Here is a 13,892-nt window from a genome sequence, read left to right as displayed (position 1 = left end):
GCATGCTGGCTGCGCTTCCTCGCAAGTGGTGGATTGTTTTCATCGCGCTCGCTGCCGGAGCTGCTCTGCGGCTCTGGTTCATTCACGCCTATCCGGAAACGCTGGGTGACCCGCTGGTTTATGGCGATATCGCCAAGAACTGGATGCTGCACGGCGTCTATGGACTGACGCGCTCGGACGGTATCCAGCCTACGCTGATCCGGCTGCCCGGGTATCCACTTTTTCTGATGCTGTGCTTCCGGCTCTTCGGCATGGAGCACTACCACGCGGTGATGTACGCCCAGGTCGTGGTCGATCTTGCCGGCTGCCTGCTGATTGCCGGCTTTGCCGCAAAGATTGCTTCGCGCCGCGCCGGATGGGTGGCGCTCTGGCTGGCGGCGCTGTGTCCTTTTACGGCGAATTATGCGGCGACTCCGCTGACAGAGACGCTGGAGCTTTTTTCGATTTCCCTGGCTCTCTACAGCTTTGCGCGGCTGCTTGAAAATCCGCAATGGCGCTGGGTCTTTGTGCTGGCCTTTGCCTTCAGCTATGCGGCGCTGCTGCGTCCGGACGGTGCATTGCTGGCGGTGGCGTTCTGCCCGGCCATTGTGGTGTACGGAGAGAAGCTGTGGGGGACGCGGCTGATGCTGCAGATGGCCGTGGTCTGCGGCGTGCTTTCCGTGCTGCCGTTCATCCCCTGGGCCGTCCGCAACTGGAATACCTTCCATGTATTTCAGCCGCTGGCTCCGCGTTATGCCACTGATCCGGGCGAGCCGACAGATCCGGGTTTCAATCGCTGGACAAAGACGGTCTGTGTCGATTTCACCTGCACGTGGGAAATTTATTGGAATGCGAATTCAGATGAGCTGAAGATCGAGAATCTGCCGTCCCGGGCTTTTGATTCTGCAGTGCAATATGAGAGGACGGCAGATCTTTTCGAGGATTACAACGCAAGCACAACGATTACGCCGGACATCGATGGCCGCTTCGGGGTATTGGCGGACAGACGCATTGCCAGTGATCCTGTCCGCTACTACTTTGCGCTGCCGATGGCGCGGCTGCTGGATATGTGGCTGCGTCCGCGAACAGAGTTGCTATGGGTTGAGTTGCGCTGGTGGCAATACTCGAAGCATCATGCGGAGACGGAGTTCGCTGCTGCTTATGCAGCGCTGAACCTGATTTATCTTGTACTGGGCTGCATCGGTTTCTACCGGTGGCCGCGTTTTGCCGGCGCGATGCTGCTTTTTATTCTATTGAGATGCGCGCTGCTGGCGACGATTGAAGCTCCGGAGCCGCGCTATACGCTTGAGTGTTTTCCCGCGTTGATAGCGCTTGCCGGCGTGGCCTTTGAGCGCCGGGGAATGTTTTTGAAGCTTCCAGTTTGAGATGAGGAATCCGATGTCGAAGAAGAAGTGGACTGCAGTTGACAAGTATTTTGACAGCCTGTTTGCGCCTTCCGATCCAGCGCTCGATGCAGCCGTAGAGTCGATAGCCGCTGCGGGAATGCCGGAGATCAGTGTAAGTCCGGGTCAGGGAAAGCTGCTGTATCTGCTGGCGCGGATGCAGGGCGCGAAGAAGATTCTTGAGATAGGCACGCTGGGCGGGTACAGCACAATCTGGATGGCGCGGGCCCTGCCCAAAAACGGTCTGCTGGTGACTCTCGAAGCCGATGCGAAGCATGCCCGCGTGGCGGCGAGCAACATCGCGCGAGCAGGACTCGCCGAGAAAATCGATCTGCGCCGGGGGAAGGCGCTCAGTACGCTGCCGAAACTCGTCGAGGAAGGCGCCGGGCCCTTTGACCTGATTTTCATAGACGCGGATAAGCGTAATAATCCGCGGTATTTTGAGTGGGCATTGAAGCTTTCGCGGCGCGGGAGCCTCATCGTCATCGATAATGTTGTGCGTGAAGGAGATGTGGCCGATGCAAAGAGTGAGGACCCGAATATTCAGGGGACGAGGGAGGCTTTGGAAATGATGGCCCGCGAGCCGCGCGTTATTTCAACGGCAATGCAGACGGTGGGCAGCAAGGGCTACGACGGTTTTTCTATGGCATTTGTCGTGGGCTGAATTGAGCTAAACTGTTAAGTTATGGCTACCGCCGAAATCTCTACCGTCATTCTGCCGCGTTCGCCTGAGGGCGAGTTCCGCAACGAGCCGTTCACTGATTTTTCGAAGCATGAATATTCCCAGGCCATGAAAGACGAGCTGGTGCGCGTGGGCGACATGCTTGGCCACGAGTATGAGCTGATCATTGGCGGCGAGCGCTTCAAGACCACAGAAAAAATCGAGTCACTCAACCCGGCAAATCCTTCGCAGATTGTCGGGATTCATCAGAAGGCCGGCGCCGAGCATGCGGAGCAAGCCATGCAGGCTGCGCTCAAGGCCTACCAGACCTGGCAGTATGTTCCGGCGGAAGAGCGCGCAGCGCTGCTGCTGCATGCAGCGGCCATCATCCGCAGCCGCAAGTTCGAGTTCTGCGCGTGGCTGACATATGAAGTCGGCAAGAACTGGGCCGAGGCCGATGCCGACGTAGGCGAGACGATCGACTTCCTCGAGTTCTATGCGCGCGAAGCGCTGCGCCTTGCCAGGGCCACGACTCCCATTCAGTATCCCGGCGAGCACAACGAACTGCTGTACATTCCGCTGGGCGTGGGCGCGGTCATTCCGCCGTGGAATTTCCCCTTCGCGATTATGGCCGGCATGACGGCGGCTGCGATTGTCGCCGGCAACACGGTCGTTCTGAAGCCTTCGAGCGATTCGCCCACGATTGCTGCGCGCTTCGTCGATGTTCTGGAAGAAGCGGGCATGCCGGGCGGCGTGGTGAACTTCTGTCCCGGGTCAGGCGCGACGTTCGGCAATGCGCTTGTCCAGCATCCGAAGACCCGCTTCATCGCCTTTACCGGATCGAAGGAAGTTGGCCTCGATATTCATGAGCGTGCCGCCAAAACACAGAAGGGCCAGGTCTGGATCAAGCGCACGATTCTTGAAATGGGCGGCAAGGACTCGATTGTTGTCAGCGCGGATGCCGATCTCGATGCGGCGGTTGAAGGCGTGGTCGCCTCGGCCTTCGGATTCAGCGGCCAGAAATGCTCGGCCTGTTCGCGCGCCATTGTCGAGGAATCCATTTACGACGTCTTTGTTGACCGCGTACGCGAGCGTGTAGCAAAGCTGACAGTCGGCGATCCGGTGACGAACCCGAACATGGGGCCGGTAGTGAATATAGGCGCGCTGAAAACCATCCAGGGATACATCGAAACAGGAAAGAAAGAAGGCCGGTTAATCGCAGGCGGCAATTTGGTTGAGACTCCGGAGAAGGGATATTTCCTGGAGCCGACGGTCTTTGCCGATATTGCGCCGGACGCGCGCATCTCGCAGGAAGAGATTTTCGGTCCGGTCCTCGCCATCATCAAGGCGACGGACTATGACCAGGCGCTGGATATTGCCAACAATACGGAATACGGCCTCACCGGCGCTGTTTACAGCAACGACAAGGTCAAGCTGGATAAGGCGCGGGCGACTTTCCATGTCGGCAACCTGTACTTTAACCGCAAGTGCACAGGGGCCATGGTTGGCGCGCATCCGTTCGGCGGATTCAATATGTCGGGGACGGATTCGAAGGCCGGCGGTCCGGATTATCTTTACCTGTTCACGCAGGCAAAGTCCGTTGCGGAAAAACTGAAGTAAGCAAGAAGAAAGCCCCGCATCTGGATCATGCGGGGCTTTTTGTATTTTCTATTTGCCTTAATAGACCTGCATCATCTGGTTGCCGACTGCCTCGGCCGCTTCCGCCAGCATCTTGTGATGGATGGTGAAGAGCGCCAGTTCCAGGCGATCAGAGACTCCGGTTTTGTCATAAACACTGCGAAGGTAGTTTTTCACCACCTGCTCGGTTGTTCCCAGGCGGATGGCGATTTCCTTGTTCTTGCAGCCCTGCACGATGAGGGCAACAATCTTCATTTCTTTGGGTGTGAGCCGGTCGCGAACGCGCGCGCCAACCTGGTCTTCTATGACAGGCGGGGGGACGTTCGTCGCGGGCTGCATATAGTGCTCGCCTGCCGCGACCTGCCGGACACAATCGATCAGGTTAGGACCGCTTACACTGCGAAAAAGAAGACCCTGCACGCCGGCTGCAAGGAAGGAATTCGGCGATTCGTCGTTTTCAAGGATGGCGATAACACGGCTGGCAGCACGACCAGCCCGTTCCCGCAGAAGATCAAGGTCAGCTTTAAGGCTTGAGGCAATCAGCAGAATTGCCCCTCGGAAAGAGTCAATGGCCTGGTATAGACGTTCTCCATCAGGGCATTGAGCAATGATACGAAAATCATCTTCCATGGCGAGCACCTTCGCGGTACCGGCACGAAAGATCGCCTGATTGTCAGCTAAGATAACTTTGTTCATGTGTGAGCGTTTCCCCCGATAACGCTTGATTTGCGCACACGAATAAGGCGCAAGTTACAGTTGTACTGCTATATGCAACCAGGGATACTTTCCTTATTTGCACAAGATATCGACCAAGGGTAGAGAAACATCCCTAAAGTGTCCTGTTTTGCGACACTCCAGGTTGGATAAAAAGGGTACAGATACTTTGATATGTGACCTTAGAGTACATGAGGTGTGTCCTTTTGGAACTTGAATTCTACAATTATTCATAATTCCCTTAGTGATCTATCTTTTTCTAGAGTTTTGGTGTACAGGCACTCGCGACTCCTCACCCGGTTCTCGTTCCACCCCGGAAACCCTTACACTAGGAATGCATGGCAAAGCCGGTTATTCTCGCAGTGGATGACGACATCAGCGTTCTGGAGGCTGTGATCCAGGACCTGCGCCGTCAATATGGAGCAACTTACCGTATCCTGCGCGCCGGCTCCGGACAGGCGGCCCTGGATACCTGTACCCAGCTGCAGCAGCGTGGCGATGCGGTTGCGCTCTTTCTCTCTGATCAGCGCATGCCGGGAATGAGCGGGGTGGAGTTTCTGGAGAAGGCGCAGGAGGTCTATCCTGACGCCAAGCGCGCCCTGCTGACTGCCTACGCAGATACTGAAGCAGCAATTAGAGCCATCAATACGGCGAAGATCAACTATTACCTCACCAAGCCGTGGGACCCGCCGGAAGAAAAGCTCTATCCAGTCCTCGATGATCTGTTGGAGAACTGGAACCAGGGCTACAAGCCTCCGTTTGAAGGCCTGCGCGTGGTCGGGCCCCGCTGGTCGGCCAAAGATCACCAGGTGCGCGATTTCCTCTCGCGCAACCAGATTCCTTATGTATGGCTGGATCCGGAGCGGAATGACGAAGCGATCCAGTTGCTGGAGCGCTATAAGATTGACGACCGCAAGCTTCCGGCTGTGCTCTTTCCTGACGGTTCGTCACTGGTGCAGCCGGACCAGATGGAGCTGGCGGCGCGTATCGGGCTGCGCACACAGGCTGAGAAGGACTTCTATGACGTGGCCATTGTTGGAGCGGGGCCGGCAGGGCTGGCGGCCGCGGTCTATGCGGCCTCCGAAGGCCTGAAGCCTATCGTGATTGAGCCGGAAGCCCCGGGAGGACAGGCTGGGAGCAGCTCCAGGATTGAGAATTATCTTGGTTTTCCTTCGGGCCTGAGCGGAGCGGATCTTGCCCGCCGCGCCTATGTGCAGGCCTCGCGCTTCGGCACGGAATTCCTGACGCAGCGCGCGACAGGCATCCGGACGGAGGCGCCGTATCACTTCGTCAAGCTGGCTGACGGGCGCGAGATTTCGAGCCACGTAGTGCTGCTCTCGCTGGGAGTAGATTACCGGAAGCTCGATATTCCAGGAGTAAATAACTTTACCGGAGCCGGCGTCTATTACGGGGCAGCCATGACGGAGGCCCTCTCCTGCCGTAACGAAGATGTATATATCGTCGGTGGTGCCAATTCGGCCGGGCAGGCAGCAATGCACTTTGCCCGTTATGCCCGCAAAGTTACGATGCTGGTCAGGGGCGATTCGCTCGAAAAGAGCATGTCGAAATATTTAATCGATCAGATCGCTGGCACATCTAATATTGAGGTCCAAACCGGGGCTGAAGTGGTAGAAACTGCAGGGAACGGTCGTCTGGAGTGCCTGAAAGTACGCAACGGTCAGGGAGAAATCCTCTGTAATGCGACAGCGTTGTTCATTTTTATAGGGGCTGCGCCGCAGACAGAATGGCTGCCTGAGAGCGTCATGAGAGATACGAATGGATTTGTACTTTCAGGCAATGACCTGCTGATTGAAGGGAAGATGCCAAAGATCTGGAAGGAAAACCGTCCTCCATATCTGCTGGAGACCAGCACTCCGGGAATTTTTGTCGCCGGGGATGTCCGTCACGGTTCAGTGAAGCGCGTTGCTTCGGCCGTTGGTGAGGGCTCCATTTCCGTGCAGTTTATGCATCAATATCTCGCTCGTTTTTAGGGATTCGACAACAACGAAATGCCACAAGAAACCGTTACCGCCAGCACACGAACCGTCCATGGCCGGGATATCTATCCCGAGCTGCACAAGATGCCCACCTTTTCACAGGCCTCAGAGGATGATCTGGCCTGTATCGGCGACGTGGAGGTGCTGGATGTGCCTGAGGGGACGGCCTTCATACATCCCGGTGAAAACGTCTTCTATTTCTGGATTGTGCTGCGCGGCGGCGTGCGCTCGTACAAAACCGAAAAAGATGGCTCGACCGCGATGGTCATGCACGTAAAGGAAGGCGACACGTTTGGCGAAGTTCCTATCCTGGCCGGCGTCCCGCAAACGGCAGTTACCTGCGAAACGGTCAAGGACAGTACTCTGATTCGCGTCAACAAGGACAATTTCTGGCAGCTGATGGCAACCTGTCCTGTTGTCCGAAAAGCTGTTTTAACGAATATGTCGCGCCGCCTGGAAGCATATACGGCGCTGACGTTGCACCGGGAAAAGCTTATCTCGCTGGGAACTCTTGCAGCCGGGCTGATGCACGAGCTGAACAATCCGGGCACGGCGGCCAAGCGCGCCGCATCTCAGCTGCGCGAAAACATGACCCAGCTGCAGGAAATCAGCCTGCGCATGACGCACAATCCGTTAAGCCCCGAACAGCTGGACTGCATGAAGGATCTTCTGCAGGAAGCGTTTGCCGCGCAGAAGAAGCCGCAGGCCATGAGCTCTCTCGATGAGGCAGATGCGCAGGATGCACTTGCAGAGTGGCTGGAAGGCATCGGTGTTACCAATGCCTGGAAGCTGGCCCCTACGCTGGTCGCCGCAGGCTGGACACGACAGGATATCGAATGCACGCAACATGCCTTCCCGCCAAAAATTCTCTCCGATGCTCTGAACTGGCTTGAAGCCCTTATTTCCAATATCCAGCTGGTCGGCACGATTGAAGAGAGCATCGCACGAGTGACTGACCTGGTGATGGCGGTCAAGAAATACGCTTACGAAGACAAGAACAAGGAACACAAGCTCGACATTCACGACACCCTTCAGAGCACGCTTACCATCCTCGGACATAAATTCCGCCACAAGCAGATCACGATCGAAAAGCATTTCTCTCCCGATATCCCTGTTTTGATCACGCATGGCACCGGCATCAGCCAGGTCTGGACGAACCTGCTGGACAATGCGATTGATGCTTCGCCCGAAGGCAGCAAGATCACGATTCGCACCTGGACGGATGCGGGCTGGGTCTACGCCGGCATTGCGGACCAGGGATCAGGGATTCCTGCCGAATACCGGGACAAAGTCTTCGAGCCCTTCTTCACCACCAAGCCTGTCGGTATCGGCACCGGGCTTGGCCTCGACATTGCCCACCGCGTCGTTACCGGCCACTATGGCGGGCATATCGGCTTTACTTCCGAGCCGGGCAAGACGGAATTTATCGTCAAACTGCCCATCAGCCAGCAGGGGCAAACCAAGCCGTAGAACTTCAGCTGTCTTTTGTCGCAGAACGCATCGCCAGATGCAACAGGAGCATGATGGCTGATCCCACGAGCGGCACGGCGAGCCCGATACGAAGTGAGCCACGCATGCTTGCGATCTGACCGGTGATCCATGGAAGAACGGCTCCTCCGAATCCGCTGAACGCGAATATCCATCGCGATTGTGAAGGCTTGTCTGTAAGCTCGAGGAGTTTCGAGATACAAAGAGGGAAGACCGGCGCCAGCATCAGTCCGGTAAGGGCGGCACTGGCGAGGCTCGAAGCAGCGCCGCGGCTCAACAGCAGAAGCAGGATGCCGACCAGCGCAAGCGCAAGCGATGCAGTCAGCAAACGTGGCTCCGACATCCGTTTCAATGCAGATGGCGCGGCAGTCCTTCCACAGAGAATAGCGACCCAGAAGAGCGATGTGACTGCGGGAGCAAGCGCTGTGCCTGATAGCGGCAGGCGATGGATGTAAGTCATCATCCAGCCGCTGATGGACGATTCCACGCCCACATAAAGAAATGCGAGAGCTCCTAAGGGCAGAAGCAGCGAAATCTTCGTCTGGGTATTCGATGATGCCACTGGATCGCTGCTGATTGACGCCGCTGGGAAGTGAGCAAGGCCGAGAGAAACGAGGGGAATCGCAGAAGCAATCGCCATCATGGCAAAAAGCCATGAGGCGGAATAAAAGTGTACCCAGGCGGACACGAGCAACGGACAGACAACCGCGCCGAAGCCCCAGGCTGCATTCAGCAGGGAAAGTGACGCGCCGCGGCTTGCGTTGTAGATGCGCCCGATCGTCATGCTGGTCGCCGTCATTGCGAGGCCCAGGCCCAGTCCAAAGCTGAAGTAGAAAACCGGAGCGATGCGGCCGCCGCAGAACGCAAGCAAGACAGCGCTGGCTGTCATCAGCAGGTACCCGCGCACAATGCTCGTGTTCAGGCGCGACTGCACGAGGAGCGCGCCCGAGGATGATCCGGCAAATTGCGCGGCGAAGAGAAATCCGGCGCGGCTGTCGCTCAGTCCCCACGACGCGCTCAACGCAGGCAGGGCGCTGCCCAGAAGCGTTGTTCCAATGCCCGTGAGCGTGAACCCGAAATAAAGGGAAGCCAGGAGAAGCCAGGAGCTCTGCGCGCTGCGATTCATGCCTTGCTCATCTGTAACAAACGGCGGCGAAGTTGTCACGGCAGGCATTCGAAGTAGTGTCGAACCTTGGCTGTCATTGACATTTCATTCTGTAACATTTCAAATTCATTCCACCGGAAAAAGTAGAGAGAACGTTTCAGGATGCGGGACGGGTCTACTTCCCATAGCCTGGCAGCATGATTTTGTAAATGCCTTTGGAAGAACAGTTCTATCCCCTGATTGCACGACAAACTAACCGAAGAGGAGCCCACATGGAGAAGACCACACGCCGCAACATGCTGAAGAATGCCGCCAAAGCAGCTGCCGTAGGTGGAGCAGCGCTGGCCTCCGCGCCTATGGTGGAAGCGAAGAAGGTTCCGCCGCCCGAGAAGAAGGCGTACAGCCTGAATCCGCCGAAGGGAGACGAAGCGCCGCTCTTTTCAAGCGCGGTTTCTTACGGAAACCTCCTGTTTCTTGCCGGAGTCGGCGCGCATTTTCCCGGAGACATCAAGGCGCATACGCAGCATGTTCTCGATGACCTCGAAAAGCAGCTGACCAATGCCGGTTCATCGATGGAAAAAGTGCTGAAGGTGAATGTCTATCTGAATGACATCAAGGACTGGCCGGCAATGAACGAAGTGTACAAGGGCAGATGGGGCAAGGTTCCGCCGGTGCGCACGACGGTCGCTCCTGCCGGAGGCATCCCAGGCAACTCACTCGTGGAAATCGATCTGATCGCTTACATCTAATCTGACTCTGCTGACTGTAAGGAGCATCATGCCAAGCAAATTGACGCGGCGCCGCCTTATTCAGGGATCAAGCCTGCTGGGCGCTACCTGCGCCCTGAGCGGCGCGGTGCCGGGTACTCTGCACGCTGACGAGCTTCGGCCTTATACCAATGAGGAGAAGGACTCGAACATCTATGAGGCGATCGGTGTGCGGCCGATCATCAATTGTCGCGGCACCTATACGATCATCAGCGGCTCGCTGACTCTGCCTGAAGTGAAGCGAGCCATGGATGAGGCTTCAAGATACTATGTTCACCTCGATGAGCTGATGCTTGCCGTAGGCGCTGAGCTGGCAAAGATCACGGGCGCGGAGTGGGGAATTATTACGACAGGCTGTGCGGCTGCTATTGCCAATGCAACTGCAGCATGCATCGCCGGCACCGATCCTGAGAAATCGCAAAAACTGCCCTATATCCAGAATCTCAAGAACCAGGTCATCATCCCGAAGACTTCGCGCAATCCCTATGACATTGGCACGCGCATGCTCGGCGTCGAAATTGTCGAGGTAGATTCGCCGGAAGAGCTGGAAAGCAGGCTCAATCCGCGCACGGCGATGATCTACATCATGTCTTCTCCGGCAAATGCTTCCGGGCCGATGAGCATTGAGAACATCTGCAGGATTGCCAAAACGAAAGACGTTCCTGTCTTTGTGGATGCCGCCGCCGAGACCCTCACCATTCCCAACATCCACCTGCAGCATGGCGCAACGTTTGTCGGCTACAGCGGAGGCAAGTGTCTGCGCGGGCCGCAATCAGCGGGACTTCTGCTGGGTCGGAAGGATCTGGTGCAGGCCGCATGGTTCCAGGCCGCTCCGCACCATAATTATGGGCGAGCTCTGAAAGTCGGCAAAGAAGAGATCATGGGCATGCTCACCGCAGTCAGAATGTGGACGAAGCGCGATCATCAGGCAGAGTGGAACACCTGGATGTCGTGGCTGCAATCCATTGAGAGCAAGGTGAAGCCGCTTCCTTCCGTGCGCACCGAGTATATTCAGCCGGAAGACCTCTCGAACCATGCGCCCCAGCTGCAGATTCATTGGGATGCAAAAGCGCTGAAAATCACAGGCACGGAATTAGCCGAAAAGCTGGACAAGGGAACGCCGCGCATCATGCTTGGAAGCGCGAGCGGCAAGCGTCCTGACAAGATGGATAGCTCGCTTACCATCATGCCTTACATGATGCGTCCGGAAGACCACCCTGTCGTGGCCAATGCTATCTACGAGGCTCTTACGAAGCCTGGCAGCTATCAGGATCCAGTCATTCCATCTGGTACTCCGGCCACTCTTGAGGGTAAGTGGAATGTCTCGCTGACTTATATCTGCGGTACCGGACAGCAGACGTTTGTCATTCAGCAGAGCGGCAACGATCTAAGTGGTGACCACGTTGGAGAGATTTACAGGAGCCAGTTGAAGGGCAAAGTCCACGCCGACCATGTAATGATTTCGAGCGCCATGCCTGTCGGTGGAAATGAGATCCACTACACATTTACAGGCACGGCCCAGGGCAGCACGATGAGCGGAAAAGTTCAGCTGGGCGAGTACGGCGAAGCTGCGTGGACAGCTACGAAAGCTTAGTAAGCAAGAGTAAGACAAACTAATCATCAACGGGATGGATCATGAACCTTGCTAAGGTTGTGAAGGCTGCGCGGCTTTGCCTGCCATTCGCTGCAGCTTCTTTTTTCACCAGTCTTCAGGCGCAAACCTATGACCTTCTTCTGAAACATGGCCATGTGATCGACGCGAAGAACCACATCAGCTCGGTCATGGATGTCGCGATCAAAGATGGAAAGATCGCGAAGGTAGCGCAGGATATTGCCGCCGCAGATGCCGTCAAGACAGTCGATGCAACCGGACTCTATGTAACTCCGGGACTGATTGATATTCACGTTCACGTCTATGCAGGAACGGGAGAGCGCGGTTCCTACGCGGGAGATTTGAGTGTCTACCCCGATGGATTTACCCTGCGCAACGGTGTGACCACTGTCGTGGATGCAGGCTGTTCCGGATGGCGCAATTTCGAAGACTTCAAAGACCGCATAATCGATCGCTCGAAAACCCGCGTCTTCGCCATGCTGAATATTGTGGGCTCGGGAATGCGCGGCGCCAGGTACGAGCAGAACCTCGATGACATGGACGGCGTTCCGACAGGGGAGATGGCGAAGAAGTACCCCAATATTATTGTCGGCATTAAGAGCGCACACTTCGAAGGCCCGGAATGGAAGCCTTACGAGCAGGCAGTCAAAGCGGGTACGATCGCCAATATCCCGGTCATGATTGACTATGGCGCGAACCGTCCGGAGCGGCCGCTCTACGATCTTCTGACAAAAGTGCTGCGTCCCGGCGATATCTACACGCACATGTATTCCGGACTGCGCAATGAGCAGGACCCTGCGACTCTGGGACCGAGCAAGGGAATGATCGAAGGCCGCAAGCGCGGAATCTATTTTGACGTGGGCCATGGCGGAGGAAGCTTCAACTGGAAGGTTGCTGTTCCGCTCACGAAAGACGGATTCTGGCCCGATTCCATTTCAACCGATCTCCACGTTGACAGCATGAACGCGGGCATGAAAGACATGCTGAATGTCTCAAGCAAGATGATGGCTCTGGGCATGCCGCTTGATAAAGTGATAGCCGCCGATACCTGGAATCCCGCACACGAGATCAAGCATGAAGAACTGGGCAATCTTTCCGTAGGCGCTCCTGCTGATGTAGCTGTGCTGCGGCTGGAGCATGGCAATTTCGGTTTCGTGGATATGTTCAATAAGAAGCTGATGGGCACAGAGAAGCTTATCTGCGAGCTGACAGTCCGGAATGGGAAAGTAGTGTATGACCTGAATGGAATCAGCAGTCCGTCGTGGGATGCTCCATTGACGAATGCAGAAACGCAATCGAAGCGCTGGACGGATTCAAGGTTCGGACCTTCGCATCCAAGGGCGCATTGATCTTCAAACGAACCAGTAATTTTTCGGAGCCAGGAATCCATGATGAGTACACGTCGCAGCTTTCTCCGCAGTATCCCTCTCGGTATGGCTGCGCTTTATGAGCTCAAGGCGAATGCAATGAAAGGCGACCCGCAGCGTATTTTTATCGGAACAAATGCAAAGGGCATATACACCGCATTGTGGAATCCTCTAAGCGGCGAAATCGGCGAGCCGGAACTGGCCGCCGAAGTGGCCAGCCCGTCGTTTCTGGCGTTCGGACGCAGAAAGAATTTTCTTTATGCGGTGAACGAAGTCTCATCGGAAGATGCATTCGTGGCGGCTTACTCCATTGCCGGAGGGAAGCTTACACAGCTGAACACGCAGAAGGCGATGGGCAGCGGACCTACTTTTGTTTCTGTGCATCCGGACGGCGGCAGCGTCTATGTTGCCAACTACGCCGGAGGAAGCGTGACCTCATACCGCGTGGATGCGAAGGGCGCTCTGTCGTCGCCCGTCTCGCACTTCCAATATCAGGGAAGCGGTCCAAACCATAGCCGGCAGTCGAGTCCTCATGCGCACTCCGCCGTTGTCTCACCTGATGGACGCTTTCTTCTGGTCAATGACTTAGGCCTGGACCGTATCGTTATCTACAAGGTGAATGCAGCGACTGCGGAGCTTACTCTGCACGATCCTCCGCATTGGAGCGCGCGCCCGGGAAGCGGGCCGCGCCACATTGCATTTCATCCGAACAAGCGGTGGCTCTATAACGTCAACGAGCTTGATTCGACGGTGGACTTGCTCGCATGGGATGCAGCGAAAGGAACGCTGACTTCGAAAAGTTATTTCTCGACACTTGCTCCCGATTTTCCAAAGAACAAAGCTTTTGCCGGAGAGATACTAATTTCCTCCGATGGAAAGTATGTGTATGTCGGCAATCGCATTGGATCGGAAACTATCGCCGCCCTCAAGGTAGATGCTGCAACAGGGAATCTGACTTTAGCGCAGCTGGCTTCGAATGGCGGCAAAACCACGCGCCATATCGGACTCGATCCGACTGGAAAGTGGATGGTAGCTTCGAACCAGGACAGCGGGAACCTTGTAGTCCTTTCACGTGATATCAGTACAGGAAAGCTATCCAGTCCTGTCCACACGTATTCATTGGAAAAGCCCATGTGTGTCGTATTTGCGTAGTTATTCTGC

11 protein-coding genes are annotated in these 13,892 nt (G+C 56.1%); 9 read left to right on the top strand and 2 right to left on the bottom strand.

What is annotated here, in order from left to right:
* The first annotated feature begins 2 nt into the window (after nucleotides 1–2).
* Genes AC5S16_RS11245 through pruA form a run of 3 tightly spaced genes read left to right on the top strand, consistent with a single transcriptional unit; the run spans nucleotide 3 to nucleotide 3,663 of the window.
* Nucleotides 3–1,364 (top strand): ArnT family glycosyltransferase, encoded by a 1,362-nt coding sequence (locus AC5S16_RS11245; protein WP_493930155.1) that lies wholly within the window; start codon nucleotides 3–5, stop codon nucleotides 1,362–1,364.
* Nucleotides 1,365–1,377: 13 nt separating this feature from the next.
* Complete coding sequence (locus AC5S16_RS11240; protein WP_493930154.1) at nucleotides 1,378–2,046, top strand: O-methyltransferase; 669 nt, start codon at nucleotides 1,378–1,380, stop codon at nucleotides 2,044–2,046.
* A 21-nt stretch (nucleotides 2,047–2,067) separates the two neighbouring features.
* Nucleotides 2,068–3,663, top strand: a complete 1,596-nt coding sequence (gene pruA, locus AC5S16_RS11235; protein WP_493930153.1) for an L-glutamate gamma-semialdehyde dehydrogenase — start codon at nucleotides 2,068–2,070, stop codon at nucleotides 3,661–3,663.
* A gap of 57 nt (nucleotides 3,664–3,720) precedes the next feature.
* On the opposite strand, the gene AC5S16_RS11230 is transcribed toward pruA, so the two are convergent.
* Complete coding sequence (locus AC5S16_RS11230; RefSeq protein ID WP_493930152.1) at nucleotides 3,721–4,377, bottom strand: LuxR C-terminal-related transcriptional regulator; 657 nt, start codon at nucleotides 4,375–4,377, stop codon at nucleotides 3,721–3,723.
* A 356-nt stretch (nucleotides 4,378–4,733) separates the two neighbouring features.
* Here AC5S16_RS11230 and AC5S16_RS11225 point away from each other — a divergent pair, with 356 nt between their 5' ends.
* Together AC5S16_RS11225 and AC5S16_RS11220 are read left to right on the top strand one after the other, a co-directional pair.
* A complete protein-coding gene (locus AC5S16_RS11225) occupies nucleotides 4,734–6,386 on the top strand; it encodes an NAD(P)/FAD-dependent oxidoreductase (RefSeq protein ID WP_493930151.1) in 1,653 nt (550 codons plus the stop codon).
* An 18-nt stretch (nucleotides 6,387–6,404) separates the two neighbouring features.
* Nucleotides 6,405–7,862 (top strand): ATP-binding protein, encoded by a 1,458-nt coding sequence (locus tag AC5S16_RS11220; RefSeq protein ID WP_493930150.1) that lies wholly within the window; start codon nucleotides 6,405–6,407, stop codon nucleotides 7,860–7,862.
* Nucleotides 7,863–7,866: 4 nt separating this feature from the next.
* Here the strand turns inward: AC5S16_RS11220 and AC5S16_RS11215 are convergent, their stop codons facing one another.
* Entirely contained in the window at nucleotides 7,867–9,006 is a 1,140-nt protein-coding gene (locus AC5S16_RS11215; RefSeq protein ID WP_493930149.1) for an MFS transporter, read from the bottom strand.
* A gap of 251 nt (nucleotides 9,007–9,257) precedes the next feature.
* On the opposite strand from AC5S16_RS11215, the gene AC5S16_RS11210 reads away from it, so the two are divergent.
* Genes AC5S16_RS11210 through AC5S16_RS11195 form a run of 4 tightly spaced genes read left to right on the top strand, consistent with a single transcriptional unit; the run spans nucleotide 9,258 to nucleotide 13,883 of the window.
* Nucleotides 9,258–9,734, top strand: coding sequence for a RidA family protein (locus AC5S16_RS11210; protein WP_493930148.1), 477 nt, complete (start codon nucleotides 9,258–9,260; stop codon nucleotides 9,732–9,734).
* A 28-nt stretch (nucleotides 9,735–9,762) separates the two neighbouring features.
* Entirely contained in the window at nucleotides 9,763–11,346 is a 1,584-nt protein-coding gene (locus AC5S16_RS11205) for an aminotransferase class V-fold PLP-dependent enzyme (RefSeq protein ID WP_493930147.1), read from the top strand.
* 41 nt (nucleotides 11,347–11,387) lie between these two features.
* Nucleotides 11,388–12,713: an amidohydrolase/deacetylase family metallohydrolase gene (locus tag AC5S16_RS11200; RefSeq protein ID WP_493930146.1), complete on the top strand. Its 1,326-nt coding sequence runs from the start codon at nucleotides 11,388–11,390 to the stop codon at nucleotides 12,711–12,713.
* Between the two features lie 39 nt (nucleotides 12,714–12,752).
* Nucleotides 12,753–13,883, top strand: coding sequence for a lactonase family protein (locus tag AC5S16_RS11195; RefSeq protein WP_493930145.1), 1,131 nt, complete (start codon nucleotides 12,753–12,755; stop codon nucleotides 13,881–13,883).
* The last annotated feature ends 9 nt before the right edge of the window (nucleotides 13,884–13,892 follow it).

The organism is Acidobacterium sp. FHG110202_01, from assembly GCF_059115305.1.
This window is presented reverse-complemented; position numbering and strand designations above follow the sequence as displayed.

What these genes read in the sequence shown, in the direction of transcription:
- AC5S16_RS11220 (WP_493930150.1), top strand. Translation starts at nt 6,405, where the DNA reads ATGCCACAAGAAACCGTTACCGCCAGCACACGAACCGTCCATGGCCGG.
- AC5S16_RS11210 (WP_493930148.1), top strand. Translation starts at nt 9,258, where the DNA reads ATGGAGAAGACCACACGCCGCAACATGCTGAAGAATGCCGCCAAAGCA.
- AC5S16_RS11225 (WP_493930151.1), top strand. Translation starts at nt 4,734, where the DNA reads ATGGCAAAGCCGGTTATTCTCGCAGTGGATGACGACATCAGCGTTCTG.
- AC5S16_RS11205 (WP_493930147.1), top strand. Translation starts at nt 9,763, where the DNA reads ATGCCAAGCAAATTGACGCGGCGCCGCCTTATTCAGGGATCAAGCCTG.
- AC5S16_RS11240 (WP_493930154.1), top strand. Translation starts at nt 1,378, where the DNA reads ATGTCGAAGAAGAAGTGGACTGCAGTTGACAAGTATTTTGACAGCCTG.
- AC5S16_RS11195 (WP_493930145.1), top strand. Translation starts at nt 12,753, where the DNA reads ATGATGAGTACACGTCGCAGCTTTCTCCGCAGTATCCCTCTCGGTATG.
- AC5S16_RS11230 (WP_493930152.1), bottom strand. Translation starts at nt 4,377, where the DNA reads ATGAACAAAGTTATCTTAGCTGACAATCAGGCGATCTTTCGTGCCGGT.
- AC5S16_RS11245 (WP_493930155.1), top strand. Translation starts at nt 3, where the DNA reads ATGCTGGCTGCGCTTCCTCGCAAGTGGTGGATTGTTTTCATCGCGCTC.
- pruA (WP_493930153.1), top strand. Translation starts at nt 2,068, where the DNA reads ATGGCTACCGCCGAAATCTCTACCGTCATTCTGCCGCGTTCGCCTGAG.
- AC5S16_RS11200 (WP_493930146.1), top strand. Translation starts at nt 11,388, where the DNA reads ATGAACCTTGCTAAGGTTGTGAAGGCTGCGCGGCTTTGCCTGCCATTC.
- AC5S16_RS11215 (WP_493930149.1), bottom strand. Translation starts at nt 9,006, where the DNA reads ATGAATCGCAGCGCGCAGAGCTCCTGGCTTCTCCTGGCTTCCCTTTAT.